This is a genomic window from Corynebacterium hylobatis (genome assembly GCF_003955685.1).
GTDB lineage: Bacteria > Actinomycetota > Actinomycetes > Mycobacteriales > Mycobacteriaceae > Corynebacterium > Corynebacterium hylobatis.
Window position 1 is genome coordinate 78,125 of sequence record NZ_RXHJ01000006.1, and the last position, 26,392, is coordinate 104,516.

The window sequence follows — 26,392 nt, forward strand, 5'->3', positions numbered from 1 at the left end:
CACGGATCATGTCAGAGAAACTGCGGGGACAAGGGCCAATCTCCATGCAGTTCACAGTAAATTCATCCACAATTACCTTTCGTTACCCCCGGTCTCGTATTTCTGTGCAACCCTGTTCGGGTTGGGTATTCTTTGTCTCCGGAAAGGAAGAGAAGTCTCTATGGGCAGAACGGTTTCCCACTTCCTCGGGGCAGCACTGCTGGGGGCAGTGGTGGTACTCAGTGGCTGCAGTTCCGACGCGGAATCAGCCGACCCTACGACCACGCCCCTCACCTTCGCCCTACCCCCGAGCACCGACGACCCCAGCCTCGCTGAACGGTCGGCGGTCGTCGCGGAACTGGTCGCGGCGGCCACGGGCCGGGAGGTGGAGATCCAGGAACCGGCCGACTACATGGCGGTCGTGGAATCGGTGCGCTCCGGTTTCACGGACGTGGCCATGACCAGCCAGTTTGCCACGGCGTTGGCCTATGAGAACGGTTCCGTCACCCCCATCATCGTCTGGAATCAGGAGGAAGGTCCGGCCTCCCTGTGTTTCGTCCGGGCAGACAGTGACATCCACGATCTCGACGATTTCGCGGGCGGCCAGATCACCTTCGTCGACCCCGCCTCCACCAGCGGACACTTCCTACCGAAATCCCTGCTCGTCAGGCACGGCTACACCGAGGGCCGGGACTACACCGCCACCTTTGCCGGCAGCCACGAGGCCGCGGTCCTGGCGATGCTCAACGGCACCGTCGACATGGCATGCACCGCCCGTCAGCTGGTCCCGACCTACATCGAGGAGGGCCTGCTGACTGAGGGCAGTTACCGGCAGGTGGCAGAGACCGCGCCTTTTCCGCTGGGGATATCCGTGGTCGTCTCCGCGGAAGTCGATGAGAACACCCGCCGCCAGCTCACCGGGCACCTGCCTGAAGCCCTGATGGCGGACGAGGACCTGGCCTCCCTCTACGGTGGGGCGGAGTCCTACCAGATCAACCCGGACAAATCGGTCTATGCACCGGTCCTGCAGATCGCGCGCGAGGCTGGCGTGGAACTGGCGGACATCCGGTGACCGCGGTGGTCCGTGCCCGCAGGCTCACTGTGCGTTTCGGCGGCAACACCGCCCTCGAGGCCGTGGATCTGGACGTCCACGCCGGGGAGGTGGTGGCCCTGCTGGGCCCCTCCGGCTCGGGGAAATCCACCCTGCTGCGTGCCCTGACCCGGATGGTGCCGACCGTCGCGGATGAGCTGGCGGTGGCGGGACGGGACGTCAATAAGCTGCGCGGCGGGCAGCTGCGGGCGCTGCGCTCGGACGTCGGGTACGTCTTCCAGCATTTCCACCTCGTCCCGACTCTCTCCTGCCTGACCAACGTGCTCACGGGCGGTCTCCACGAGGCCGGAACGGTCAACCTGTTGGGGATGTTCTCCACGGCGCAGCGCGCGAAGGCGCTCGCCCTGCTGGAACGCGTCGGGCTGGAGCAGCGGGCACGCGAGCGCTGCCGGGTGCTCTCAGGCGGCCAGCAGCAGCGGGTGGCCATCGCCCGGGCGCTCATGCAGGATCCGCAGCTGCTGCTCGCCGATGAACCGGTCTCCTCGCTTGATCCGCAGCTGGCGGACTCGGTTCTCGCCCTGCTGCGGGAGGTCGCCGCCGAGCGCGGCATCCCGGTGCTCATGAGTCTGCATGCCGTCGACCTGGCCCGCACGCACGCGGACCGGATCATCGGACTGCGGCACGGCCGCGTCATCATCGACAGCCGGGCCCACCAGCTTGATGACGCCGCCCTCACCCGCCTCTACCAGCCCGCTCCGGAGGTGCATGATGCTCAGTGAACAGGAGCGGATCCGCCTTGCCCGCCCCCTGCAGGCCCCGGGACCAGCCGGTCTCCTGATGGTCATCCTCGGACTGGCGGCGATCGGCTGGAGCTGGCGGGGGTCCGGATTCAGCATCAGCGAGCTCATCAACGGGCTACCGCGCATCGGGGACTTCCTCGCCCGGTTGTGGCCGCCGGACTTCGACCGCCTGCCCCTCATTCTCGGGCTGCTGCGGGAGACCCTGCAGATGGCGGTGCTGGGCACCTTCCTGGGTGCGGGCCTCTCCCTGATCCTCGCCTTCGGCGCCACCTCCACCATCGCCCCACGGTGGTTGTACGCGCTGACCCGCCTCCTGCTCAACACCCTGCGCTCAGTGCCGGACCTGATCTACGCCCTGGTCTTCGTCTCCGCCGTGGGACTGGGACCTTTCGCCGGGATCCTCGCCCTGACGCTCGGTTCGGTCGGCTCCATCGGCAAGGTCTTTGCGGAGGCGATGGAGGCAGTGGACGAAGGCCCGGTCGAGGCAGTGACCTCCACCGGGGCGTCGCGACGCCAGGTCATCACCTGGGCCGTCCTACCCCAGGCCGCACCAATGCTCATCAGCTACACACTGCTGCTTTTCGAGGGCAACGTCCGCGGCGCCACCATCCTCGGACTCGTGGGTGCAGGCGGCATCGGCATGGAACTGACCACCGCCATGCGCCTCTATGACTACGGCCACCTGTTCGCCATCATCATCAGCATCATCGTGCTGGTGACCGTCATCGACCGCATCAGCGCGGTCATCCGTCACAAAGTGAGATAAATGTTCAGAACAACACGACCCCCACTGCGGCTGCGCCCCCTGGCCAACTTCCGCGACCTGGGCGGCATCCCCGTCAGCGACGGCCTGGTCACCCCCGGCCTCCTCGGCCGCGGCGACGACCTCTCCTTCATCGATGAAAACGGCGCCCGCGCCCTGTCCGAGGCCGGCACGAGCCTGATCGTTGACCTGCGTTCCCTGCCCGAGACCGCCTACACCGGCCGCGGTCCGCTCGGCGACATGGACATCACCTACCTGCACCAGCCCCTCACCGATGACACCTCCATGCCCGGCGCGACGGCCCTGGCTGAGATCGCCCACCAGCTTCCCGGGGATCCCAGGGCCGCAGAACTCATGGGCCACTGGTATGTCTCCCTCGTCGAGGGCTACGGGGCCGGTATCCGCGGCGGCCTGGAGTCCATCGCCGACGCCCCCGGGCCGGCTGTCTTCCACTGCGTGGCCGGCAAGGACCGCACCGGCGTCTTCGCCGCCTGCCTGCTCTCCCTGCTGGGTGCCGACGATGAGGCCATCATCGCCGACTACGTCCGCACCAATGCGGCGATGCCGCAGGTGCTCGACCGGATCAGTCAGCTCGCCGAGATCGCCGTGGGCGGGCACGCCGCCGCCCTACCCCTGGACTCCGTCCTCCTGTCCGCCCCGGAGACAGCGATGCGCACCATGCTGCAGGTCCTCCACGAACGCTACGGCGGACTCAACAGCCAGCTGCGGGAGGCCGGGGTCGACGGAGAACTCGTCTCCGCTCTGCGGGAAAGGCTGATCACGCGTTGACCGGAGTATCGGAAACCCCCCTCCGCCGTTCCCCCGGACGCCCCCGCGACCCCGAGAAACGTGAGCAGGTCCTCAAGGCGGCGACTGAACTGCTCAACGAGGACACCTGGCCCATCACCGTCCGGCACCTCGTGGAACGCAGCGGCGTGGCCCGGGCCGCGATCTACCGGCGTTGGCCCTCCCTCGACGCCGTGCTCGCCGACGCCCTCGACCACGGCCGCCACCCCATCCGGGTGCGCAGGGACCTGGACCTCTACGACGCCCTGGTGGAAACCTACGTCGGCACCGGCAACCACGCCTCCGACACCGAACGGATGATCCGGCGGCGCATCCACCTCAACATCCTGGATCCCGAACTGCAGCAGCAGTACTGGCGCTCCCACGTCCGGCGCCGCCGCACCCCGGTCGCCGAGCTACTGTGCCAGGGCATCAAGGACGGGATCCTGCGCGAGGACCTCGACATTGAGGCCACCCTCGACCTGCTCTCCGGGGTGGCCTACTACCAGTTCGTCGCCCGCGGGATGGCCCTGGAGGGGGCGGAGGTGACCGCGCGGCTCCGGGCTGCGGTGGACATCGTGTGGCAGGGGATGGTGCGCCGGCCCGGTCCCGGGGAATGACGATGCGGCGGTGCGGTGGCGCGGTGGCGCGCAACATCCCACCTTGACGCGTCAAAACCAGGGCTGCGAACAGGGACAATGCGCACCGGCCACTGGGGGCGGGAGGTTTTCAGATCAGATTTTCATGCGCGCAGCGACTCCAGCGCCTTCGCCCATGCCGTGACCTGCTCGAACACGTCCTGCAGGGCACCGGTCGAACCGTCGGTGGGGGTGAAGGTGGTCATGTCGGCGAAATCGGTGCTGAAGGACAGGAAGACCTGGGCACGGACATCGGCCATCTGCAGTTCCGCGGCGATCAGGCGCCAGGCCTCGACCGCGCGGGTGCCGCCGGCCGAACCGTAACTGACGAAGCCGATGGCCTTGTTGTTCCACTCGGCATAGAGGTAATCCACCGCGTTCTTCAGGGCGGCGGGCACGGAGTGGTTGTACTCGGGGGTGACGAAGATGTAGCCGTCGAAGGAGGCGACCTTCTCGGCCCAGACCTTCGTGTGCTCGTTGTTGTACTGGCCCATGGCCGGCGGCATGGGCTCATCGAGAAGCGGCAGGTCGAAATCGGCGATGTCGACGAGCTCGTATTCGGCGTCGCCGCCCTGGGGCGCGTGCTGGTGTACCCACTCGGCGACGTCGCGCGCGTTGCGGTTGGGCCGGGTGCTGCCGACGACAATGGCGATACGGGTCATGGTTGTCACTCCTGGAGATCGTATGGGTGTAACGGTTCCCCCGGGCGCGGGCCCATGAAGAACCGTCCTTGTGACCCACGCTACGTTTTTTCCCGGGGTCGTGCGGGCTCGGAGCTGCGCGGAACGACAGCAGAAACATCGCTCTTACGGGAGAGTGGAGGGGAACCCGAGTCTCAAGGAGTGGATCCCACGTGCACACCCACGACAACCGCCGCGAGGAACTGCAGGTTGCGGTGGACACCGGTGGCACCTTCACCGACATCGGTGTCCGCCGGGCGGACGGCAGCCTGAGCGTCTGGAAGGTGCCCTCGACACCCGCCGCGCCTGACGACGCCGTGATCACCGGCATCACCGGAGCCCTGGAACAGCAGGGCGGCGCGGCATCCGACATCACCCGCCTCGTGCACGGCACGACCGTGGCCACCAACACCGTGCTCACCCGCGACGGCGCACGCATCGGCCTGCTGACCACGCGCGGTTTCCGCGATGTGCTGGCCATCGGTCACCAGGCCCGTCCCGCGCTCTACGACAACCGGGTGCACCGTGTGCCGCCGTTGATCCCGGAGGAACGCATCGTCGAGGTCGATGAGCGGATGAGTGCCTCCGGCGAGGTACTCATGCCGCTGCAGCCCGGGGACCTGGACGCGCTGGCACCGCAGCTGCGGGAGCTGGAGCTCGACACCCTCGTCGTCTCCTTCCTCAACGCCTACCGCAATGATGCCCACGAACAGCTCGCCGTGGCGCGGCTGCGCGAACTCGGCGCCGCACCACTGATCACCGCCGCGACGGACATCACCTCGGAGATGCGCGAATACGACCGCACCTCCACCGCCGCGGTCAACGCCTACGTCCAGCCGAAGATGGCCGGCTACATGGGCCGCCTCGTCGAGAGCGTCACCGAGATCGGCGTGCCTTCCCGACTGTGGGTCATGCAGTCCAGCGGCGGGCTACTCAACCCCGCGATCGCCAGCACCCACAGCGCCCGCACGGTGCTCTCCGGGCTGGCCGGCGGGGTGGTCGGTGCCGCGAACTGGGCCCGCCACCTGGGCCTGGACAAGGTGGTCAGCTTCGACATCGGCGGCACCAGCACCGACATCGCGCTGATCCGCGCCGGGGAGCCGGATGAGACCACCGCCGGGGAGATCGACTCGATGCCGCTGCGCCTGCCGAGCGTCGACGTCCACACCATCGGCGCCGGCGGCGGCTCCATCGCCTGGCGTGATTCCGGTGGTGGACTGCGCGTCGGCCCGCACAGCGCGGGCGCGGAACCCGGCCCCATCGCCTACGGTCGGGGTGGGGTGGACCTGACCGTCACCGACGCCCACCTCGTGCTCGGCCGCCTGGGTACCGACCTGCTCGGTGGGCGTTTCACCCTGGACCGGGAAGCTGCTTATTCCCGCATGACGGAATTTGGTGCTGAGCTGGGCCTGGGTCCGGAAGAATGCGCCGAGGGTATCCTCCGCGTCATCGCCGCGACCATGGCGCGTGGCATCCGCCGGGTGAGCGTGGAACGCGGCATCGACGTCCGCTCCTGCCACCTCATGGCATTCGGCGGCGCGGGTCCCCTCCACGGAGCGGATCTGGTCCATGAGCTGGGCATGGAATCCGCCGTGATCCCACCGTTGCCGGGCATCGCCTCGGCCGTGGGCATGCTCGACGCCCCGGTCCGCCACGATTTCGCCGCGCCCGTCCAGGCGGACGCAGCCACCGGCTTCGCCGGTTTCGAGGAGGCCTTCCAGGATCTGCGGGAGCGCGCCATCGAGGAGATGGGCACGTTCGATTTCGGGGCGGCCCTGCTTGTCGACGCCCGCTACACCGGACAGAGCTACGAGCTCACCGTCCCCTGGGCCGCCGACTGGGCGGCCCAGCGCGAGGCCTTCGACCTCGCCCACGAGGAACGCTACGGTTTCCGCGACCCGGACGCGGAGATGGAGATCATCGTCGTGCGCCTGGTCGCTACCATCGGCCAGCCGGTGGTACCCCAGGAACAGCTCGGCGCAGCCGGCACTGGAGCGGTGCCGAAGCACCGGCGTCCCGTCTTCATCCAGGGCACCTGGGTGGACACACCCGTCTACGCCCGGGCTGATCTTCCCGCCGGGGAAGTACTCACCGGACCGGCGATCCTCGACCAGTTCGACACCACCACCTACATCCGCCCCGACCAGCAGTGCCGCTGCGACGAGTACGGATTCCTGCACCTGACCCGGAAGGGAGAGTCCTGACATGCGTACTGACTTCAATGCCGTGGAGATCGAGATCGCGCGCAACCGCCTGGCGTCGATAGCCGAGGAGGTCGGCATGGCGCTGATCCGCACCTCCTACTCCCCCAACATCAAGGACCGCCGCGACTGCTCCGCCGGCATCTACGGCCCCGACGGGGAACTGATCTCCCAGGCCGAGCACATCCCGCTGCACCTGGGGCTGATGCCCACCCTCATCGCCAACGTCATCACCGAATACGGCGCGGAGAACCTCCGGCCGGGCGATGTTCTGATGACCAACAACCCCTACCTCGGCGGCTCGCACCTGCCCGACATGTGCGTGATCACCCCGATCTTCGTCGACGGTGTGATCATCGCGCTGGTGGCGACCATGGCCCACCACGTCGACGTCGGCGGCATCACCCCTGGCTCCATGGCGACGCATGCCACGGAGATCTACCAGGAGGGCGTCCGCGTCCCCCCGGTCCGGCTCTTCGCGGCAGGCGAGCTGCAGCGCGAACTCCTCTCGCTGCTGTTGATGAACATCCGCACCGCCGACAAGACCCGCGGTGACCTCATGACCCAGGTCGCCGCCAACCGCCTGGGTGAACGCCGCATCCTGGAACTGGTCGAGGAATGGGGTGTGGCCGGCTTCGCCCGTTCCGCCCGCGCCCTGATCACCTACGCCGAGCGCCGCACCCGTGCGGCCATCAGCGAGCTTCCCGACGGCACCGGCTCCTTCACCGACCACCTCGAACACAACGGCGTCGACGAGGAGCAGATCCCCATCACCGCCACGGTCACCGTCACCGGCGGGGAGATCACCATCGACCTCAGCGCCAGCTCCGGCCAGGTCCGCGGCGCGGTGAACTGCTCCTATGCGGTTACCCGGGCATGCGCCGCCTACGTGGTGAAGATGCTCGCCGACCCGACCCTGCCCTCCAACGCAGGACTCATGGCACCCATCAGCGTGGTGACCAGGCCAGGCAGCCTCGTCCACGCGGAATTCCCCGCGCCGGTGGCCCACGGCAACATCCAGACCGCCCAACGCATCGTCGACGCCATCCTCGGTGCCTTCGAGGCCTTCACCGAGGGCCTGGTCCCGGCGGCCTCCAGCGGCAGCATGAGCATGGTCACCGTGGGCGGCATCGACCCGCGGACGGGGCGCTACTACTCCTATGTGGAGACCTACGGCGGCGGGCAGGGCGCCTACCCCGACGCCGACGGCGCCTCCGCGGTGCACACCCACATGACCAACACGCGCAACACCCCGTGCGAGGTCATCGAGCGCGAGTATCCGCTGCGGGTGGAGGCCTACGAGATCGCCCGCGGTACCGGAGGTGCGGGTAGATCCCGCGGCGGCGACGGTCTCTACCGACGCCTGCGGCTCACTCATGGCGAGGCGATCGTCGTCCCCGGCACGTCGCGCGTGACCACCTTCCCCTGGGGACTCGACGGCGGCGCGGACGGCACCCCGGCGCTGGTGGAGGTACACCGGACAGCAGGATCCGAGCAGCTGCCCTCTCTGAGCCGCGTGGACCTCGAGGCAGGTGAAGGCATCTCGATCCGGACCGCGGGGGGAGGTGGCTACGGGAAGGCAGAGTAATTGTGGAGTTGTTTGAAACAACTCTCAAACAACTATTTGCGGGAAAGGGCGCAAAACCGCTGAAAGGCCAGCTCAGGATAGTTGTTCAGAGTTGTTTCGAGTTGTTTCAAGTGATCGGTCAGCGCCCCGCCACCCACCGGGTGGAAGGGCCACGCTGCGGCCCTTCCGGGTCAATCATCGCTCGTCCGAGCGTGCGGAGATGCCGGAGGATTCCGGTGATCTCCTCCCGGTCAACGCCGAGCTCCTCCGCCGCTTCCCTCGCGAGAACACCCGCGCCTGAGTTCAGCTTCGCCTCCAACCATTCCTGGATACTCACAGCGGCGACCGTGCGCTCCTTCTCCTGCGCCAGGAGACGCCGCGAATGGTCAGTGAGAACCCATTCCTGCACAGAATCACTCACCGGCTGCACCAGACCGATGTCCCCCAACCAGTCCATGCCCTCACGAACAGAAAGTTCACTCTGCTGAGTCTGGGATGCCACTTCCCTCAACGTGATGAGGGGATGATCAAAGAGGTGCCGGAGCACGATCAGGGTGAAAACCGAATGAATGACTTCCCGCCCGTGTACATCTGTCAGCCGATGTACGCCGACCACAAAGTCCCTGTCCGGCCGTCCCGCAGAAATGGTCACCTGGACCGACGACTGCGTGGTCTCCACCTCTGGAGCCCGTCGACCAGTCGCCAGCATCGACACCCACATCCGGTCAAAACCCCGGGAGGACTCCTCCGCCAGGCCCATCATCCGCATCGCCGCCATGAGTTTGTGATTCCGGGGATGCGAGACCGTGGTCAGAAGATTTTCCTCCGTCACCCCATAAGGCAGAGGGCCCGGGGACCACACCAGAAGAATCCGGGGAGACTGATCGACCACCACGGGAGCTGTCATGTTCCAGTCACGGTGGATGAGAGCATTTGCCACCACTTCGTCAACAGCCCGGGCAGGAAAAGCAGGCAACGGCACCTCCTGCCCTCCTCCCAGATCCACACGATCGATTTCCTGGGGTGCGCTCTCCGAAATCCGGTCAAGGATCTCGCGGAAGGCAAGCACCAGAGGAGAAGAGATCTCCCGGACACGGGGTTCTCCGCCGGGCACAGTGCGTAATAGATGCCGAACACTCAAACGTCCTCGCCGCATCGGCATCAACAGGATCTCTGCTGCTACCGTCAGCTCTTTCTTTTGCGTGAGCAGCCCCAGCTCCTCCAATAGACCATTCATGGTCTGCGGAACCGGATCCGTCTGACCGGCCGCGGATCGACGCGCTGCCAGTCGAGAGCGGGCTTCGGCAACCGCAAGAGGATCAAGATCCTCGATTTTCGCCTCTGCGACTGCGGCGGTGAAATCAGGATTCGCCCGAGCTGCGATCAACGCCTGGCGTTCTGCATTGGTGAGTGGCACGCAGGAAGTACCCATCCGACGGGTCGCCTGCCCCTTGGTCCGTTCATAGACAGTGAGGGCGGCGGGAATTCTGATCCACACCAGTCTCGCTCCCTCGTACCGGATGATTTCCGCCTCCACCCTGAGGTTCGGCTTCGTTCCATTAAAGATCTTCTCCACCAACCAGGCCGGCTCCCGGTCGGTACCGGTGAATGCTGCTGGACCAGGAATTCTATCCGCGACACCGAGAAGGATATGCGCGTCACCTCCCTCCCCGTTGGCCAGGCAGACACACTCATCGAGAAGAAAATCCACCAGCTTGGCGTCCTGATTCCGCCCAGCCGCTTTAGCCGAACGCGCAGGATCTTCCTTGAAGTCCAGAATTTCTGACTCCTGGGCATCCGCGGTGGAGCCGTCCCGGATATGGGTGAGGGCAGAAATTATCTCGTCGGGAAGAACATGACCGCTGGAGCATACGGGGGTGGGCATGTTCTTTACTCTACCCGGTAGTAATTGCAGAGTTGTTTGAAACAACTCTCAAACAACTATTTCCGAAAAAGACCTCTAAAATGGATAAAAAACCAGCTCAGGATAGTTGTTTAGAGTTGTTTCGAGTTGTTTCATTATGGACCCGGCAGTAATTACCCCACCAGGTTGAGGCCGGTGACCGGGAAACCGAGATCCACCACAAGCTGCTTGCCCTGTTTCGAGTGAGCGGGGTCCGGGACCGCCCAGATCTTGCCGGAGAGATCCGCGACGTAGGCCACGCGCGCTGGCTTATCCACACTCAGCCCGATGGCCTCCTCGAAACCGTCCGCCAGGATCTCCGGGGCCACACCCTTCTCCCCCACCGGCGGGACCACCGCCCGGTTGAGGGAGTTGCCGCCGGGATGCGAACCGGAGCCGCGGTCGGTCCAGAGCAGACGACCGCCGATAAGCTCCAGGTCAATGGGGGCGGGCAGGTTGTCCCAGAGCAGCTCGATGTCACTGCGGTTCTCCGCGGTCTCGCCGGCGGGGATCTCCAGGCCAGCGCGGAAGATCTTCCCGTCCCCACCGGCGAAGGAGCCTTTCTGACTCCAGTACATATGGCCGTTGGCCTCGTCGAGAGCCAGACCGACGATCCAGTCACGCTCCGCCCCGGAACCGTCGCGGCGGACCAGATCCCGCAGTCCAGTACCGTCCTTCCGGGCGGTGGCCAGCGAGAAGCCCTCGCGGTTTCCCCAGTACAGGTTGCCCGCACTGTCCAGGGCCAGCTGCTTTCCGGTGGTCGTCCCGCCGGGGGCGACGATGTCACGCCGGTTGAGGCCGTTGATGTCGATGGCGTGGACCCCGCCGTCCACATTCGCGTACACCGCTTCTCCGCTCGGGCTCAGCGAGGTCCGCTCCCCCATGGTGGTCCAGAAGATGGTGCGGCCGTCGCAGACCACTCCGTCCGGGTGGCGGCCCGTCTCAGTGATGATGACCTGACGGTTCCCCGTGGGGACATCAATCAACTCGATGCGGTCCAGGTCCCGGGCGAGCGCGAGAAGATAGGTCATGTCGGGGCTCCCTGTTCGGCGGTGCGGTTGCCCCGAGGGTACCGGCGGGGGTGGGGTTGGGGTCAGGGATTGACCACCACCAGCCGCGACACCGCGCCTTCCTTCAATCTGCGGTAGCCGTCATTGATGTCTTCCAGCGCGATGGTCTCCGAGATGAGTTCATCCAGACGCAACAGGCCGCGCGCCTCCAGGCCCGCGAAGAAGGGGATGTCCACCTGGAGGTTTGCGCTGCCCATGTAGACGCTCTCTAGCCGGTTGCGGTTGCGCATGAATTTCATGGCGTTGACGGTGACGGTCACGTCAGCCCCGCCGATACCCACCAGGTACAGGGCACCGCCATAAGAGAGCATGTCCAGCCCCTGCTGGGCCACGCGTTCAGAGCCGACGAAATCAAAGACATGGTCGATCCCCTCGGGGATGATCTCGTGGATCGCCTGCACCGGGTCCGTGGCCAGCGAGTTGATCGTGTCGGTGGCGCCGAAGCCGCTGGCCTTGGCCAGTTTCTCATCGGAGATGTCGAGGGCCACGATCCGGGAGGCCCCGGCGAGGACCGCCGCGCTGATCGCGTTGAGGCCCACCCCGCCGGCGCCGATGACGGCGACGGTCTCGCCGCGTCCCACCTTCGCCGTGTTCAGGACAGCACCCGCACCGGTGATCACTCCACACCCCAGCAAGGCAGCATTCTCGAAGGGAATGCCTGCCGGGATCTTTGCCAGCTGATTCTCGTGGACCAGCGCCTGCTCCGCGAAGCCGCCGAGGCCGAAAGCCTGGGTGAGTCCCTGCCCGTCCACCGAGAGTCGCGGTGACTGCCCCTTCTCACGCAGGGTGAAGTCAACGTTGCGGCAGTAGTAGGACTGCCCCGACAGACAACGTTCGCACTCACCGCAGTAGCGCACCAGGGCAGCCACGACAGGGTCGCCTACCCGGAGAGCGGTCACGTTCTCTCCGACTTCCCGCACGACACCGGAGATCTCGTGGCCGAACACCGCGGGGAAGGGAAATCCCAGGTCGGCGCTGGCCAGCGTGTAATCCGAGTGGCACAGTCCCACGGCCTTGACATCGATGAGCACCTCCTTGGCCTCAGGCGCGGCGATCTGGACATCCACGATCTCGAAGCCGGCTCCGGCGGAGGGGACAACAGCTGCTTTCATCAACTTCTGCTTTCTGGTTGGTTCTTCAGTCGTCACGCGTTGGGCTGGAGGAGGTACACGGACTTGAGCACCTGGTAGTGCGACAGGCCTTCCGGCCCCAGTTCACGCCCGAGGCCGCTCGCCTTCACCCCGCCGAACGGCGCGGACGGGTCCGTGGCGTAACCGTTGATCCCGATGGTTCCGGTCTCCACCTGCTTTGCGACGCCCACCGCACGGTCAAAGTCCGCACTCCACACGCTGCCGGCAAGACCGAAGTCGGAGTCGTTGGCGATGTCGATGGCGTCCTGCTCGTCGGTGTATTTGATGATGGAGAGGACCGGGCCGAAGAACTCCTTCTGCGCGGCAGTTCCCTTGCGGTCGACGTCCGCGAACACCGTCGGCTCAAGGAACCAACCCTTATCCTGGTCCGCGGGACGGCCACCACCAGTGGTGATGCGTGCACCCTCCTCGGCTGACTGTCTGATCAGGGATTCCACGCGATCCCGGTGACGTTCGCTGACCAGGGGACCGATCTCGGTGGCGGGGTCGAAGGGGTCGCCGACCTCGAGGTTGCTGACCTTATCGGTGATCAGCTCGACCATCTCGTCGTAGCGTGATTCCGGGACCAGGATCCGGGTGGACAGCCAGCACACCTGCCCGTTGTTGGTCATCGACGCGTGGTAGAGCTGATCGATGTTCCCGGCCAGATCAAAGTCATCGAGCAGGATGGCCGCAGACTTGCCGCCCAACTCCAGAGTGACGGGGCGGAGTAGGCGGCCACAGGTCTCGCCGATGAGCCGGCCGACCTCCGGGGAGCCGGTGAAGGAGATCTTGTCCACGCCGGGGTGGCTGACCAGATGGGAACTGACGGACCCACCGGCGGGCACGATGTTCAGGACGCCGGCGGGCAGTCCCGCCGCCATGGCAGCCTCGGCGACGGTGAAGGCATCAAGGACCGTCTCCGGGGAGGGTTTCAATACGACAGTGCAGCCGGCGGCCAGGGCGGGTGCCAGCTTGAGGAAGGTGATGCTCTGGGGAACATTCCACGGGAGGATGGCACCCACCACCCCGATCGGCGAGCGTGTGACCAGCACCTGCTTCCCCTTCACACCGGGACGGACCTCATCCTCCTGCGCACAGACCATGTCGGCGTAGAACCGCAGCAGCTGCGCCGGGTTGGTGGTCTCCCACTTCTGGGAGAGGGAGACGGGCATGCCGTTCTGCGCCGTGACCCGATTCGCGATCTCCTCGCCACGGGTCTCGAGTTCCCCGGCGAAACGCCGCAGTGTCTCAGCCCGCCTCTCGGCCGGCCAGGTGGGCCAACCTTCTGGGTCGTCGAACGCTACTCGAGCAGCCGTAACAGCGCTGTCAATATCCTCATTCTTCCCCTCCGGGACGCTTCCTATGTATTCCTCCGTGGCCGTCGAATGAACCCGGATGCGGTCCTCCGATGACGGTGTCTGCCATTTACCCCCGATAAAGAGGCTGTCGTATTCGATGGTCATCGTCGTGGTTCTCCTTCAGGAAATCTCATTATTGTCGAACTGTTCAACATTTATTTTGAAGCCTAAGAAATGGGGCCGGCGAGGCCGACCCCACCCGGACCCCTGGCTGCAGGGGCACGTCAGCAAGCTGTTTAAGGAGCGGTGAACCAGATGCTGACAGGGTCCATCGCATCACCCGCGAAATAGTTGCCCATGAACAGGTACTGGCCTTCCTCGGCAAGCTGCGCCCGGAACGTCAGGTTCGGCAGCTGGAGGGCGGGGGAGTTCTCCCGCATGAGGTTGGCTATGGCCATCCGCACCGGCTTCCCGTCCTCCTCATCAACCTCTGCCGAGAGAACCCCCTCACCGTCTGCAGTGAAGCTCACATGCGGGTTGGCGATCCTCACTGACAGAGCCCCATGGTGGCCGGTGAGATGCACCGCCCCCTTGAATGCCAGGGTGTTGACGTCGGCATCCGCAGTCGGGTCTGTCTGGAACTCGATCTGGCCGTCGCTGCACCTGCGTGCTTCTCCGGCGAAACCGTAGCTGTGATCCGGCAGACGCTCGAAGTAGTTACGGAAGGACTCCTTGATCCCCCACTCCAGGGAGGCGTGAGCCAGGCTGGTGCCATGGGCTTCCATGAGTGAATTCATTATGGCGCTCCTCTTAATTGGTCACCGACAGCTGCTGCGGCAGCCATGTGACCAGGTCGGGGAAGAAGATGATCAGGACGGTGACCACGAGCGCAACACCGACGAACGGCATCACACCGATGAACGTGGTGGTCAGCGAAATCGGTTTACCTCGGTTGACCTCCGGATCCTGCGCGATCCTGTGGATGACGAAGCTCAGGACACCGAGAGGTGGGGTCACCATCCCGATCTCCACCATGATCACCAGGAAGACACCGAACCAGATCATGTCGATACCCAGGGCCGTGACCGGCGCCGCGAGGATCGGGACGGTGAGAAGGATGATGGCCATGGTGTCCATGAACATGCCCAGGATCAGATACAGGATGACCAGGATCAACAGGAAGGAGACGGCATTCAGGCCGATGTCCAGGATCATGTCCGTCAGGCTGTTGGCCAGGCGACTCAACGTGACCACACGGGTCAGGACATGCACGCCGATGAGAAGCAGGAAGATGCCGGCCGACGCCACGGTGGCCACCACCAGCACACTCTTGATGTAGCCGAAGAAGTCCTTCAGGCCATTGGAGCCATCTGTTCGGGTGAACCAACCGAGAAGCAGGGCGACGATGGAGCCGACGGCCGCAGACTCCGTTGGAGTGAACAGGCCGGACGCGATGCCACCGATGACCACGAGGGCCACAACCGCCAGCGGGATGACCTTGATCAGGCCCTTCATCTTCTCTGCGAGAGTGAAGTTCTGTCGGGCACGCGGTGCGACATCCGGCTTGATGATTCCGACAGCCAGGATGTAGAGGCAGAACGCGATGGCCAGGATGATTCCCGGAATGATGCCCGCCATGAGCTGACTGCCCACGGAAGTCTGGGCAGCGCCGGCGTAGACGACCAGCAGAACGCTCGGCGGGATCAGCTGCCCGAGCGTACCCGCCATCGCAGTGGAGCCGATGGCGAATCCCGGCTTATAACCTGCCCGGATCATCTCCGGGATGGCCACGCGGCCGAGCGCGTGGGTGAGTGCGATGGTGGAGCCGGACGATGCCGCCAGGCCCGCACCGGAGATGGTGGTGGTCAGTGCCAACCCCCCGGGCACGTTGCCCAGCCACATTTTCGCGGCATCGAAGGCACGGTTGGTCAGGCCCGACTTCCACAGAGCGGTGCCCATGAGGATGAAGGTCGGGATGACAGAGAGCTGCCACGTCGCGGTGGGATCGAAAGTCCCCTGTTCAAGTGTCGTCTGCAGTGCGGGGCCCCCGCCCAGCGAATAGAGCCCCAGGCTTCCTGCCCCCACCATGGACAGGCCGATGTGGATTCCTGCGAGCATGAGTATCAGCATGAGCACGACGGTGAGGATGCCGATGACAACCCGGTCCGGACCGCCGAACATCAGGTACGCGGCGATGAGTAGGCCGCCCCCGAACAGTGCGATCACCCAGGCCCAGGACTTCGCGTGTGAGACGTTGTCGGGAGAATCGCCGACGGCCGGAAGGTTCGTTGCGACGTCGTTCTTCACAGCAGTACTAAGCACGGGGACCACCTTCATTTCCAGGTTGGGGCAGGTTGTCTTCATCGGCGGGCTGGTGCAGGTCTGCCTCCGAGGCCGGGACAGTGACGTGATCGGGAATGACGATCGCGACAAGGTTGGCGATGGTCTGGCCACTCAGCCAGAGCCAGCCCGCGAAAACCGCCACCTTGACGGGCCAGACGGCCAGGAGTTCGGTGCCCATGGGGACGGTCTCACGGATGCCGAAGGAGTCGAGCGCCAGTTGGTAGGAGCTCCACGTGAGAACCAGCGCCACGGCCACGGAAGTCAGCTGCCCCAGGACACGGAGGGTCTTCTGGGGACCACCCTTGATGGAGTCCTCGATGATGGTGACCCGGATGTGTTCGTTCTTGCGCTCGGTGTAGGCCAGTGCGAAAAGAATGGTGGCGGGCATGAGCCACTCAGAGACGTACTCGGCTACGCCGGTCATGGCGGAGCCGAGGAGGTTGCGCATGAGCACGTCATAGGAGACAAGCAGCACCATGATCGACAGCGCGACCCCGGAGACAACAAGCAGTGCCGAGCTTCCACCGTGGACGATTTTTAGGAGACCGCTCAGTGGTGAGCGACTCTGCGGACGGACTTGCAGCATGGAGGTATCCTTCCCACTTGGGAAAATGAGGGTTGTTGGCCCTTAGCCTTCGGTGCGGCCTGCGAAGACATCGGACAGGCGGTCCTGCCAGGCGGGGAAGTCGTCGATGGATTCGGAGGCCACTTCCCCGGATTCCGCCACAGCAACGTCTTCGGTGACGGTTTCGGCCCAGGAGTCGATGGCGGTGGTGAGGGTCTCACCGGTGGCCGCAGCGTCAGAGACCCCGGCGGGGGCCCGGTCCAGCCAGCCGTCACGCTGGGACTCCTGGAACTCCGCGAGCGCGGCGTTCATCTCGGTGACGTCGTGGGTGGTGATGCCGAGCTCCTCGCGGCGGTCAAAGAAGGCCATCTGGGACTCGATGTCCGCCTGGGTGCGCCCGGCTGCGTAATCCTTCATGCTCTCCTGGAGGAGGGCCTGGGTCTCCGGGGAGAGGCTCTCCCACTTGTCCAGGTTCATCAACAGGACGAGACCCATGTTGGCGGAGAAACCCGCCGGATAGTAGTGCTTGGCCACCTCATTGAGTCCGTAGTCCTCGTACATGAAGGGTGCACCGATCTGGCAGTCGATGAGGCCACGCTGGAGCGCCTCGTAGGTCTCACCCTGCGCGACGTTGACCACGGTCATGCCGAGAGCCTCAGCTTCGGCCGCCCACACGGGCCCAGGGGCACGGACGCGCAGGCCGTTGAGGTCGGTCTGATCGGTGACTTCTTTACTGCACAGCAGGTCATACTTGCCGGCCACGCTGGTGGAGGCCAGGAACTTCACGCCCTGGGAATCGAATTCAGCGGCCATGTCCTCAGTGTTGAACAGCTCATTCATCACACCCACGGTCTGCAGCTGGTTGTGGGGGTAGGAATCCATGGGCAGCGAGCCCTGTTCATTGATCCAGTTGGCCACGGGCAGTGCCTGTGGCTGATAAGTCACCACGGTGTAAGTGATGTCGGAGATGCCGGAGCCGGTTCCGGAGAGCGCATCATTGCTGGTGAGCAGGGAGCTCGACCAGTAGGGCTCGACGACGACATTGCCGCCCGAGTCTGTCTCCAGAGAGTCGATCCACTCCTGCACGGACTCACCCGCACTTGAAGTCGCAGAGGTGAGGTCACTGTAGGAAAGGGTCACTTCATCGATCCCGGCTGCCCCGCCGGTGGCCGAGGTGGAGCTGCTGGAGTCCCCGCAGGCGGCGACAGCGAAAGTACCCGCGACAGCGAGGGTGGCGATCACGTAGCGGGCGGACCTGAGGGCAGGTCGGCGAATTTCTTTCACGCTCAAGGGATTCCTCATTTCGTTCTGGTGGACAGAAATTGTTCCTGGAGATGGTTCCAAATTCTGACGAACTGTGCCACAGTGTAACTGTGCATGTAAGATGTGACACTACACACACGCCCACGGCTGTTCAATAGGAATCCGAAAGTTTTCTGGCGGGCTGGCTCCATCCGCACAGCCCCCAACGTCCCCGACCAACAAAGCCCCGAATCTGAAGGAGGAGTTGTGACCGCAACTCAGACCCGCGTCCCCCAGGAAATTGCCGAGCAGATCGTTCTGCCCACAGGTCACCTCGATGAGGAAGCCCTGTTCAAGGCCTACGAATGGTTGCGTGCCAACGCACCACTGGCCAAGGTCGAGGTCGACGGTTACGACCCACTGTGGCTGGTGACCAAGCACGCCGACATCCTTGAGATCGAGCGCCAGCCAGAAATCTTCCCCAATGGTGGCGGCCCGGACAATCCCGGAACCCACAATCCGATCCTCAACACCAGGGCCGGCGACGACTACACACTCAGAACCCACGGCACCCTCCGACCCCTGGAGTCCCTGCAGATGATGGACCCGCCGGAGCACACCATGGTCCGCGACATTGCGCAGGGCTGGTTCCGCCCGGTTGAGCTGAAGAAGTGGAACGACCGTATCCGCGAGCTGGCCGACAAGGTGATTGACCGCCACCTCCAGACCGGCGTGAACGAGATTGACTTCTCCAAGGATTTCGCCTGGTTCTACCCCCTGCACGTCGTTATGACGCTCTTCGGCGTGCCCGAGGAGGATGAGCCGCAGATCATGAAGCTCGCACATGAGCGCTTCGGCGTCAACGATCCCGAGTCCCGTCGCGCAGGAATCGCAACGGACTCCCCCACGGCCGCCGCGGAGCAGAACCTGGCCAACATCAAGGACTTCTTCGCGTACTACACGAAGCTGGTGGAGAAACTCCGCAAAGAGCCCGAGGACAACCTGGCCAGCCTGATCGCCAATGCACGCATGAGCAACGGCGAGTTTTACCCGCTCAAGATGTGCATCGGCTACTACATCGCGATCTCCGGTGCGGGTCATGACACCACCTCCACCACCACCGCGGTGATTTTCGAGCAGCTGGCAAAGAACCCCGAACAGCTCAGGGCCGTCCAGGAGGACCTCTCCCTGATCCCGAACCTGATCAACGAGGGTCTGCGCTGGGCCTCGCCGGTCAAACACTTCGTGCATCAGGCCGCCGTCGACTACGAACTGCGCGGCCAGAAGATCGAGGCCGGCGACCGACTCATGCTGCTCTTCCAGTCCGCCAACCGCGACGAGGACATCTTCCCCGACCCCAAGAATTTCCGGCACGACCGCAAGCCGAATCCGCACATCGCGTTCGGCTCAGGCCCGCACTCCTGCCTCGGCCAGCCCCTGGCCCGTCTCGAGCTGCGGATCCTGCTGGAGCAGCTCCTCCCTCGCGTCCGCAACATCGAGCTGCTGGACGGACGCAAGGTCCTGCAGACCAACTTCGTGGGTGGGGTGAAGTCCCTGCCGGTTCGTTTCGACCTGGTTGACTGAACTTATCGACGTCGCGCCCGCCATCAGCTAAGCCCACGCCTCGGCGTGGGCTTAGCTGCGCGCTGCCGTCGGAATGAACAGGCACAGCACGGTGGCCACGAAGGCCGCTGCGCTACACAGCACGATGGCCAGCTCGACGCCGAAGACAGTGGGCACCACGACGCCGTGATGGCCGATTGACCAGTGAGCCAGGACCGCCGCCAGGATCGCCGACGCTGCTGCGGTGCCGAAGAACCTCAGCTGAGCGTTCAATCCGTTTGCCGCGGCGGTGTCCCGTCGATCCACTGATTCCATGATGATCTGGGGCATGGCGGCGAAGGACATTCCGAATCCGAATCCCAGGCCGATGTTGATGCCGAGGAACAGCCCCGCGCTCCAGGGAGCCACCAGCCCGAGCCCCAGGCAGACGCCGACCACGAAGGTGCCGGCCACCATGAGTCGCTTCGGGCCGAAGCGTGCATTCAGCGAAGTGATCAACGGCGTGGCCAGGGCGGTGGTGACGCCGGAAGTCATCATGATCAGACCCGCGAGCACCCGATCGATCCCCAGACCGGCGGGAGCATCAGCGGGTAGGGCCATGAGCTGCGGGAAAACAATGATGGCGCCCATCATCGAGAAGTTCATGAGCAGAGCGCTGATATTGGTCAGCAGGACCCGTGGCGCAAGGGAGGACCGGACATCGATGATGGGATGGCTACGCCGCCACAGGTGGGCGATGGTCGCCGCCATCGACACCGCACCGACTCCGAAAGTGGCCAGCGTCGCCACCGAATCCCAGCCCCAGGGCAGGGACTGCGCCAACCCGATGAGCAGCACGGTCACGCTGAGCCCCAGGCCGAGCGCCCCCAGGGCATCGAAGTCTCCGTGCGAGCGGACCTGGTGGGCGGGAACCGCCCACTGAACCCATCCTGTGCTCAATACCGCGAGGAAGAAACAGACCCAGAAGATTCCCCGCCAGCTGGCGTATTCGTTGACCAGCGCGCCCAGCGGAAGCCCCACTGCGCTACCGATGCCCAGAGTGCCGGAGGTCAACGCAATCGCACCACCCAGGCGGGCCGGGGGCACGATGTCCTTGAGAATGGACATGGCCAGGGGAATGACACCGATGGCCAGACCCTGGAGAGCACGCCCCAGGATCACGATCCACACATTGGGTGCCAGTGCAGCAACAGCAGACCCCAAGGCCAGAATCATCAATAGGGAGACAGTGACCCGCTTGCGGCCGAGCATGTCCCCCAGCCGGGAGGAGACCGGGGAGAACGCACAGGCGGCAAGAATCGTGGCGGTGACAATCCATCCTGTCACCTCCCGGGTGCTGCCCAGCAGGGCAGGGAGTTCGTCCTGAATCTGCAGGACGATGGATTGCAGCAACCCCGCCACGAGGCTGGCGAAGACCAGCGCACCCACCGCAAGCCGGCCGCCACCCCGCCCCGGAATTGTCTCTGCCGGCACAGCCACTCCTCCACTCGTAGTCCCCATAACCACCACGGCCTCTCCCCGCCTTCGAAGGCGGGGAGAGGCGGGCGTCGATAAGCGGTGGTTCTAGCGTCCGGACGCCCAACCGATGGATTTGGTCTGCAGGTACTCCTCGATGCCCCACTCGCCGTACTCCCGGCCGATGCCCGAGGCCTTGTAGCCACCGAAGGGCATGGAGATGTCCGGGAAGGCGCCGCCGCCCCCGTTGATGACCACGGCGCCGGTGCGTAGACGGCGGGCGATGTTATAAGCGCGGATGGTGTCGGGGGTGTTCACGGCGCCGGAGAGACCGTAGATGGAATCGTTGGCGAGCTCGACGGCCTCATCATCCGTGTCAAAGGGGATGATCACGTTGACGGGGCCGAAGAACTCCTCCTGGGCGATACGGGAGGAGTTGTCCACATTCGCGAACAGGGTGGGCTCAATGTAGTAGCCCTTGCCCAGACCCTCCGGGCGTCGGCCGCCGGTGACCAGAGTCGCGCCGGCCTCCACACCGGAGGCAATGAGTTCCTCCACCTTCTGGCGCTGTGCCTCAGAGATCAGTGGGCCCATCTGAGTGTCCGCCGCGGTCGGGTCGCCGACCTTGATGGCCGCCAGGCCTGCCGCGACCTTCTCCACGAGCTCGTCATGACGCGAGCGGTGCACCAGGGTGCGCATGAGCAGTGAACAGCCCTGGCCCGCCTGGATGATGGTGTGGGTGACCACCTGGGTGGCGACGGCGTCGAGGTCGGCATCCTCGAACACAATGTTGGGACTCTTACCGCCGAGCTCGAGGACAACTTTCTTGATGGAGGCTGCGGCCTGCTGGTAGATCTGCGCCCCCACGGCATCAGAACCGGTGAAGCTGACCAGGTCGACGCCGGGATGAGTGGTCAAGGCCTGGGTGGGGATCCGCCCGCCCGTGATCACGTTGATCACGCCCTGCGGGATTCCTGCCTGCTCACCGATCTCTGCCAGGATGAGCCCCTCGAGCGGAGTGGTCGAGGCCGGCTTGAGCACCACGGAGCAGCCGGCGGCCAGGGCCGGGGCAAGCTTGGTCATGTTCAGCCACAACGGGAAATTATAGGCACTGACCAGGGCCGCAACACCATAACTCTCCCGGACAACCTGCCCCTGCCCGATTCCGTTGCCGAAGTGGATGGGCGATGACTTCTCCCACTCGAAACGGTCCATGGCCTCGATCGTGGAACGAAGGTGGGCGATGGCACCGCCGACCTGACCGACATCCGCAAACCAGCCCACTGAACCACATTCGGCGATGTCGATTTCGACGAGCTCAGCCTTGCGCTCATCCATGATCTCGGCGAAACGGATCAGGACCTTCTGACGCTCCTTCGGCGAGAGCGCTGACCAGCGCCCATCGTCATGGGAGGCGCGGGCGGCACTGACCGCAGCATCCACATCTGATTCCGTTGCCTCCACCACGCGGGCGATGATCTCCTCAGTGGCTGGGTTGTCCACCTCAATCAGCTCCCGGCCCGTGGGCGAGATCCACTCGCCGTTGATGTAGAGGCCGTAGTCCTTGATGTATGCGGGGTCGAAAAAGGGGGCCATGATCGGGCCTTTCATGTCTGGAGACGCTGGAGAAAAGGAAGGGTGGAACTGTGCCACACTTACTTATCGACAAGTGTCTACTAAATATGCGCGCCCCGCAAGTGGTCCAGCTCACTTCTGTCATATTTTCGCAACTGCCGTCACTCCCCGCCCGCCTCCCCGTCGGCCGTTGGACGCAGTCGGTACAACCATTCCGGGACCAGCATGACCATGTGCCGGGTCACATCCCCTTCCGTGGCCTCAAGATCGCCCAGTACCCAGTCCGTTATCACGGTCGTCCACCCGCCAGCGATGAACAGCGCCGCCAGCCGGATATTCACCCCCGCGGGCACCACCGCATCGACGGACATGTGCTCGTACAGTTCCGCAGCCAATGCCTCAACGCGCAGCCTGGCATTCGCCTGCGAGACCGGCATCGAGAACACCGCCGCATAGAAGGACCGGTACCTGGAATAGTGCTCCACCACCCCGCCCAGAGCCTCAGCGATACTGTCCCGGCGCGAACGCACCAGCTCCTCGGGGTCAAGGTGGGCACGGGTGCGCTCCAGTCCGGCGAGGAGGTGCACAATCTCGGCCTGGAGCTCCACGGCGAGCTCCTCGAGGCCGGAGTAGTGCGTGTAGAAGGTACCCCGACTGATGCCGGCTTCCCGGACGATCGAGCTGACGGTGATTTCCACCCCCCGCCCCGTGAGCCTCTCCAGGGCTTCCGCAATCTGCCCCCTCGTGCGGACGGCCCGCACATCAGATGACCCCCGGAGGGTTTCGCGACGCCCCACAAGTCCGGCATTGGCAGGCTGTTTTTCCATGAGAACAGCTTAACTGTGGCGAGGTTATTGACAGGTGTTCATTAATGGGGAAAAATGTGACACAACACAACAGTTGACGTTTAATGAAAGGCAGATCACGTGACACATCTCCCCCGCCAGTTCGACTACATCGTCGTCGGCGCAGGTTCAGCAGGCGCGATCGTCGCTTCCAGGCTCTCCGAGAACCCCCGCAACCAGGTACTCCTCATCGAGGCCGGCCCCGAGGACAAGAGCCTCTGGTCCCGCATCCCATTGGGCTTCGCCAAGATCATCTTCAACAAGAAGTACACCTCCTGGGATAATCAGACCGAGCCCGAGGAGGCCATCAACGGCCGCCAGTACGCCCTCCCCTACGGCCGACTCGTCGGAGGATCCAGTGCCATCAACGGCCTGGTCCATGTCCGCGGAATCAAGAGCGACTACGACGCGTGGGTGGAGGCCGGTGCGGAGGGCTGGAGCTGGGAAGAGAACCTTCCCTTCCATCGCAAATACGAATCCGACCACCGCGGCAACACAGCCCTGCACGGGGCGGACGGGCCGATCGGTATTGAGCGTGCCCGCTGGAAGAACCCGCTGGCCGATGCCTACATCGACACCGCCGCAAAGTTCCTGGGGACCAGCAAGAATGTCGACTTCAACTCAGGCAATCCCGCGGGCTCCGGCTACTGGGACCTGGCCACCCACCGGGGAGTACGGTCCTCAACCTCACGGACCTTCCTCAAGGAGGCCCGCAAACGTTCCAACCTGACCGTCCTGGCTGAATCCACGGTGGTGAAAATCAACTTCGAGGGCAAGCGCGCCACCGGTGTCACCTACCGACACGGCACCGAAGAGCTGAGTGTCACCGCCGCCAGGGAGGTCGTCCTGAGTTCAGGCGCCCTGCTGACCCCGAAGCTGCTCCAGCTTTCCGGGGTAGGCCCGGCCGCCCTGCTCAAGGAACACGGCATCGAGGTAATCCACGATCTCCCCGGAGTCGGCGAGAACCTCATGGACCATTTCCAGGTGGGACGCAAATACACCACCAACTCCCGGTACACCTTCAACAAGGTGATGCGCACCCCAATCCAGCAGGCACTCAACGGCCTCCGCTACTTCGCAGGCGACCGTAACGGCCCGCTCACCATCGGCGCATCCCTGGCCGGCTCCTACCTGCAGGCCAGCGAGCTTTCCGACGACGTGGACCTCCAGCTCCACTTCCTCCCCTTCATGCCCGGTGACCAGGGCTGGGACCTGGCGAACTTCTCCGGATTCCGCCTGGGCATGTACCAGGGACGGCCGAAGAGCCGCGGCCATGCCCGCATCACCTCCGCCGACCCCCTGGCCAGCGCAAGCTACACCTTCAACCACCTCTCCGAGGAGGAGGATCGACAGGTTCTGCTCGCCGGCATGCGGATCGCAGAAAAGATCGCCGCCGCCATGCCAGCAGAATATGAAGTCAAGGAAATCGCCCCCGGCCCGGAGGTCGATGCCTCCGATGAGGCGCTCCTGGACTACATCAAGGAAACGGGCGACACGGCCTTCCATTATGCCGGCACCGCCCGCATGGGAACCGACCCTCTGTCCGTGGTCGATCCGCAGCTGCGTGTCCACGGCATCACCGGCCTACGTGTGGTTGATGCCTCCGTCATGCCCGGCGAACTGACCGCCAATATCCATGCCGGTGTGCTCATGATCGCTGAGCGTGGTGCGGACTTCATCCTGCGGTCCGAGTAGGTGGACAAAAAATGCTCCTCCCAGTGGAGGAGCATTTTTGTTTTTCTAGACCAGCTTCACAGGATCGAGCGGTTCACCCGCCTGGTAAACCCCGTTGAAGGTTTCAAGGGCAGATTCCGCCAACCTCAGCGGAAACTCCGTGCCGTGGGTGGTGTCCGAGATACCCAGAACTTCCCGCCTGGAGGTGTCCGGCCAGTGCATCAGGTCCACGACACTGAGCTCCACCCGACCATCCAGGAAGGTCAGCCAGGGATGCATGAAGATAACCAGCAGCATCCCGCCGTGCGCCTTGATACGTACATCGCCCTTGAACTCAAGGCGATACCCATTGCCGTCGAGCTCAATTCTGCGGGCAGAGGGGAAGACGAAGGCCCCGGTGGCCTCGTCCCGGGACGCGCCGTCCTCCGTGGTGATCATGCAATCGGGCAGACTCTCCAGGTAACCGAGAAAGCTGTGCTTGATCCCCCAGGCAAGATCGGCGGTCACTGCGAAACCACCTCCCTTCCCCGATCATGCGAAACATTCGCCCGCGGGGCGTTCCAGGGATCCGCGACAAAGTGATTACCGGCGATGGACTCAACGTCAGGATCATCAGAGCTCAACCCCTCGATGAGTTCCACATGGAACTGGATCCAGCGATCAACCGGGAGCTGCTCCAGCCAGGCCAGAGACTGCATGCGACAGAGCCGGAACTCGTCCATCATGTCGGAGAACGCACGGCTGAGACGAGGGCTGCCGGCCAGGTCCACCAGCGCCTGGTGGAGCGCAGCGTCTGCATCAATGCGCTCTGACCAGGGAGTTTCCTGGGTCATACCCCTGATCCGCGCCAGTGCATCATGCACTCGCGCATCCGGCTTCACGCCCTTTTCCACCGCCACCCTGTAGGCGGTTTTCTCAAGCGACTCGCGAAGCAGAAGGATATCTGCGTACTCCTCCTGGCCAAACTGCGGCACTGACCAGCCGTGATTCTCCCGGTATTCGAGCAGACCGACATTCTCCAGACGCGAGAGAGCCGCGCGCAGGGTATGCCGGGAGACCTCCAGTTCCCTGGCCATGGGGGATTCCTTGATCCTCTCCCCCGCCGCAATTCGTCCACTGAAAATGTAGTTGCGGAGATGCTCTTGCAGAGCATCCACTACTGAAACCGTTTGCAGTTTACCGGCGATCATATCTGTCCCGCTCTCTCTAGTCAGGTGGTACTCGATTCGGGAACAGGACCCCTTATCGAAGGAAAGGCTGA

The 26,392-nt window shown here is 64.4% G+C and carries 23 protein-coding genes; 9 read left to right on the forward strand and 14 right to left on the reverse strand.

Features of this window, described 5'->3' with window-relative positions; genetic code table 11:
* Positions 1 to 160: 160 nt before the first annotated feature.
* Genes phnD through EAH68_RS06135 form a run of 5 tightly spaced genes read left to right on the forward strand, consistent with a single transcriptional unit; the run spans position 161 to position 3,999 of the window.
* Positions 161 to 1,051: a phosphate/phosphite/phosphonate ABC transporter substrate-binding protein gene (phnD, locus tag EAH68_RS06115; RefSeq protein WP_126120443.1), complete on the forward strand. Its 891-nt coding sequence runs from the start codon at positions 161 to 163 to the stop codon at positions 1,049 to 1,051.
* On the forward strand, positions 1,048 to 1,809 hold the full coding sequence (phnC, locus tag EAH68_RS06120) for a phosphonate ABC transporter ATP-binding protein (protein WP_126120444.1): 762 nt from the start codon (positions 1,048 to 1,050) through the stop codon (positions 1,807 to 1,809). The genes phnD and phnC overlap by 4 nt, the downstream gene beginning before the upstream one ends.
* Positions 1,796 to 2,596, forward strand: a complete 801-nt coding sequence (phnE, locus tag EAH68_RS06125) for a phosphonate ABC transporter, permease protein PhnE (RefSeq protein WP_241228318.1) — start codon at positions 1,796 to 1,798, stop codon at positions 2,594 to 2,596. Before phnC ends, phnE begins: the two co-directional genes overlap by 14 nt.
* Complete coding sequence (locus EAH68_RS06130) at positions 2,597 to 3,382, forward strand: tyrosine-protein phosphatase (RefSeq protein ID WP_126120445.1); 786 nt, start codon at positions 2,597 to 2,599, stop codon at positions 3,380 to 3,382.
* Positions 3,379 to 3,999, forward strand: a complete 621-nt coding sequence (locus tag EAH68_RS06135) for a TetR/AcrR family transcriptional regulator (RefSeq protein WP_126120446.1) — start codon at positions 3,379 to 3,381, stop codon at positions 3,997 to 3,999. The genes EAH68_RS06130 and EAH68_RS06135 overlap by 4 nt, the downstream gene beginning before the upstream one ends.
* A 122-nt stretch (positions 4,000 to 4,121) precedes the next feature.
* On the opposite strand, the gene EAH68_RS06140 is transcribed toward EAH68_RS06135, so the two are convergent.
* Positions 4,122 to 4,679, reverse strand: coding sequence for an NADPH-dependent FMN reductase (locus tag EAH68_RS06140; protein ID WP_126120447.1), 558 nt, complete (start codon positions 4,677 to 4,679; stop codon positions 4,122 to 4,124).
* A gap of 191 nt (positions 4,680 to 4,870) precedes the next feature.
* On the opposite strand from EAH68_RS06140, the gene EAH68_RS06145 reads away from it, so the two are divergent.
* Both EAH68_RS06145 and EAH68_RS06150 read left to right on the forward strand, forming a co-directional pair.
* Positions 4,871 to 6,901, forward strand: coding sequence for a hydantoinase/oxoprolinase family protein (locus EAH68_RS06145; protein WP_126120448.1), 2,031 nt, complete (start codon positions 4,871 to 4,873; stop codon positions 6,899 to 6,901).
* 1 nt (position 6,902) lies between these two features.
* Positions 6,903 to 8,486, forward strand: a complete 1,584-nt coding sequence (locus EAH68_RS06150; RefSeq protein ID WP_126120449.1) for a hydantoinase B/oxoprolinase family protein — start codon at positions 6,903 to 6,905, stop codon at positions 8,484 to 8,486.
* A 118-nt stretch (positions 8,487 to 8,604) separates the two neighbouring features.
* On the opposite strand, the gene EAH68_RS06155 is transcribed toward EAH68_RS06150, so the two are convergent.
* The 8 genes from EAH68_RS06155 to EAH68_RS06190 all read right to left on the reverse strand — a co-directional run bounded on the left by EAH68_RS06155 (position 8,605) and on the right by EAH68_RS06190 (position 18,061).
* A complete protein-coding gene (locus EAH68_RS06155; protein WP_126120450.1) occupies positions 8,605 to 10,350 on the reverse strand; it encodes an RNA/DNA-binding domain-containing protein in 1,746 nt (581 codons plus the stop codon).
* A gap of 152 nt (positions 10,351 to 10,502) precedes the next feature.
* Positions 10,503 to 11,399 (reverse strand): hypothetical protein, encoded by an 897-nt coding sequence (locus EAH68_RS06160; protein ID WP_126120451.1) that lies wholly within the window; start codon positions 11,397 to 11,399, stop codon positions 10,503 to 10,505.
* A gap of 62 nt (positions 11,400 to 11,461) precedes the next feature.
* The gene (locus tag EAH68_RS06165) at positions 11,462 to 12,550 is read right to left on the reverse strand and encodes an alcohol dehydrogenase catalytic domain-containing protein (protein ID WP_126120452.1); all 1,089 of its coding nucleotides are present in this window, start codon (positions 12,548 to 12,550) and stop codon (positions 11,462 to 11,464) included.
* 32 nt (positions 12,551 to 12,582) lie between these two features.
* Positions 12,583 to 14,034: an aldehyde dehydrogenase gene (locus EAH68_RS06170; protein ID WP_126120453.1), complete on the reverse strand. Its 1,452-nt coding sequence runs from the start codon at positions 14,032 to 14,034 to the stop codon at positions 12,583 to 12,585.
* Positions 14,035 to 14,165: 131 nt separating this feature from the next.
* Positions 14,166 to 14,666, reverse strand: a complete 501-nt coding sequence (locus EAH68_RS06175) for an HtaA domain-containing protein (protein WP_241228319.1) — start codon at positions 14,664 to 14,666, stop codon at positions 14,166 to 14,168.
* 13 nt (positions 14,667 to 14,679) lie between these two features.
* Entirely contained in the window at positions 14,680 to 16,191 is a 1,512-nt protein-coding gene (locus EAH68_RS06180) for a TRAP transporter large permease (RefSeq protein ID WP_241228320.1), read from the reverse strand.
* The gene (locus tag EAH68_RS06185) at positions 16,184 to 16,798 is read right to left on the reverse strand and encodes a TRAP transporter small permease (protein WP_126120455.1); all 615 of its coding nucleotides are present in this window, start codon (positions 16,796 to 16,798) and stop codon (positions 16,184 to 16,186) included. The genes EAH68_RS06180 and EAH68_RS06185 overlap by 8 nt, the downstream gene beginning before the upstream one ends.
* A gap of 42 nt (positions 16,799 to 16,840) precedes the next feature.
* Positions 16,841 to 18,061, reverse strand: coding sequence for a C4-dicarboxylate TRAP transporter substrate-binding protein (locus EAH68_RS06190; RefSeq protein ID WP_241228321.1), 1,221 nt, complete (start codon positions 18,059 to 18,061; stop codon positions 16,841 to 16,843).
* 225 nt (positions 18,062 to 18,286) lie between these two features.
* Between EAH68_RS06190 and EAH68_RS06195 the strand changes: the two genes are divergently transcribed.
* Positions 18,287 to 19,603, forward strand: coding sequence for a cytochrome P450 (locus EAH68_RS06195; RefSeq protein ID WP_126120457.1), 1,317 nt, complete (start codon positions 18,287 to 18,289; stop codon positions 19,601 to 19,603).
* A gap of 51 nt (positions 19,604 to 19,654) precedes the next feature.
* Here the strand turns inward: EAH68_RS06195 and EAH68_RS06200 are convergent, their stop codons facing one another.
* The 3 genes from EAH68_RS06200 to EAH68_RS06210 all read right to left on the reverse strand — a co-directional run bounded on the left by EAH68_RS06200 (position 19,655) and on the right by EAH68_RS06210 (position 23,439).
* Positions 19,655 to 21,055 (reverse strand): MFS transporter, encoded by a 1,401-nt coding sequence (locus EAH68_RS06200; protein WP_164546414.1) that lies wholly within the window; start codon positions 21,053 to 21,055, stop codon positions 19,655 to 19,657.
* A 90-nt stretch (positions 21,056 to 21,145) separates the two neighbouring features.
* Entirely contained in the window at positions 21,146 to 22,633 is a 1,488-nt protein-coding gene (locus EAH68_RS06205) for an aldehyde dehydrogenase family protein (RefSeq protein ID WP_126120591.1), read from the reverse strand.
* Between the two features lie 140 nt (positions 22,634 to 22,773).
* A complete protein-coding gene (locus EAH68_RS06210) occupies positions 22,774 to 23,439 on the reverse strand; it encodes a TetR/AcrR family transcriptional regulator (RefSeq protein ID WP_126120459.1) in 666 nt (221 codons plus the stop codon).
* 99 nt (positions 23,440 to 23,538) lie between these two features.
* Between EAH68_RS06210 and EAH68_RS06215 the strand changes: the two genes are divergently transcribed.
* On the forward strand, positions 23,539 to 25,152 hold the full coding sequence (locus EAH68_RS06215; protein WP_126120460.1) for a GMC family oxidoreductase: 1,614 nt from the start codon (positions 23,539 to 23,541) through the stop codon (positions 25,150 to 25,152).
* Positions 25,153 to 25,197: 45 nt separating this feature from the next.
* Here the strand turns inward: EAH68_RS06215 and EAH68_RS06220 are convergent, their stop codons facing one another.
* Positions 25,198 to 25,638, reverse strand: a complete 441-nt coding sequence (locus EAH68_RS06220; RefSeq protein ID WP_126120461.1) for an HtaA domain-containing protein — start codon at positions 25,636 to 25,638, stop codon at positions 25,198 to 25,200.
* Positions 25,635 to 26,321: a GntR family transcriptional regulator gene (locus tag EAH68_RS06225; protein WP_126120462.1), complete on the reverse strand. Its 687-nt coding sequence runs from the start codon at positions 26,319 to 26,321 to the stop codon at positions 25,635 to 25,637. The genes EAH68_RS06220 and EAH68_RS06225 overlap by 4 nt, the downstream gene beginning before the upstream one ends.
* Positions 26,322 to 26,392 lie beyond the last annotated feature (71 nt).

Excerpts from the sequence above, each read along its gene's own strand:
- EAH68_RS06155 (WP_126120450.1), bottom strand. The coding sequence starts at position 10,350 with ATGCCCACCCCCGTATGCTCCAGCGGTCATGTTCTTCCCGACGAGATA.
- EAH68_RS06210 (WP_126120459.1), bottom strand. The coding sequence starts at position 23,439 with ATGGAAAAACAGCCTGCCAATGCCGGACTTGTGGGGCGTCGCGAAACC.
- phnD (WP_126120443.1), top strand. The coding sequence starts at position 161 with ATGGGCAGAACGGTTTCCCACTTCCTCGGGGCAGCACTGCTGGGGGCA.
- EAH68_RS06150 (WP_126120449.1), top strand. The coding sequence starts at position 6,903 with ATGCGTACTGACTTCAATGCCGTGGAGATCGAGATCGCGCGCAACCGC.
- EAH68_RS06170 (WP_126120453.1), bottom strand. The coding sequence starts at position 14,034 with ATGACCATCGAATACGACAGCCTCTTTATCGGGGGTAAATGGCAGACA.
- EAH68_RS06205 (WP_126120591.1), bottom strand. The coding sequence starts at position 22,633 with ATGGCCCCCTTTTTCGACCCCGCATACATCAAGGACTACGGCCTCTAC.
- EAH68_RS06130 (WP_126120445.1), top strand. The coding sequence starts at position 2,597 with ATGTTCAGAACAACACGACCCCCACTGCGGCTGCGCCCCCTGGCCAAC.
- EAH68_RS06175 (WP_241228319.1), bottom strand. The coding sequence starts at position 14,666 with ATGAATTCACTCATGGAAGCCCATGGCACCAGCCTGGCTCACGCCTCC.
- EAH68_RS06165 (WP_126120452.1), bottom strand. The coding sequence starts at position 12,550 with ATGAAAGCAGCTGTTGTCCCCTCCGCCGGAGCCGGCTTCGAGATCGTG.
- EAH68_RS06225 (WP_126120462.1), bottom strand. The coding sequence starts at position 26,321 with ATGATCGCCGGTAAACTGCAAACGGTTTCAGTAGTGGATGCTCTGCAA.
- EAH68_RS06160 (WP_126120451.1), bottom strand. The coding sequence starts at position 11,399 with ATGACCTATCTTCTCGCGCTCGCCCGGGACCTGGACCGCATCGAGTTG.
- EAH68_RS06140 (WP_126120447.1), bottom strand. The coding sequence starts at position 4,679 with ATGACCCGTATCGCCATTGTCGTCGGCAGCACCCGGCCCAACCGCAAC.
- phnE (WP_241228318.1), top strand. The coding sequence starts at position 1,796 with ATGATGCTCAGTGAACAGGAGCGGATCCGCCTTGCCCGCCCCCTGCAG.
- EAH68_RS06185 (WP_126120455.1), bottom strand. The coding sequence starts at position 16,798 with ATGCTGCAAGTCCGTCCGCAGAGTCGCTCACCACTGAGCGGTCTCCTA.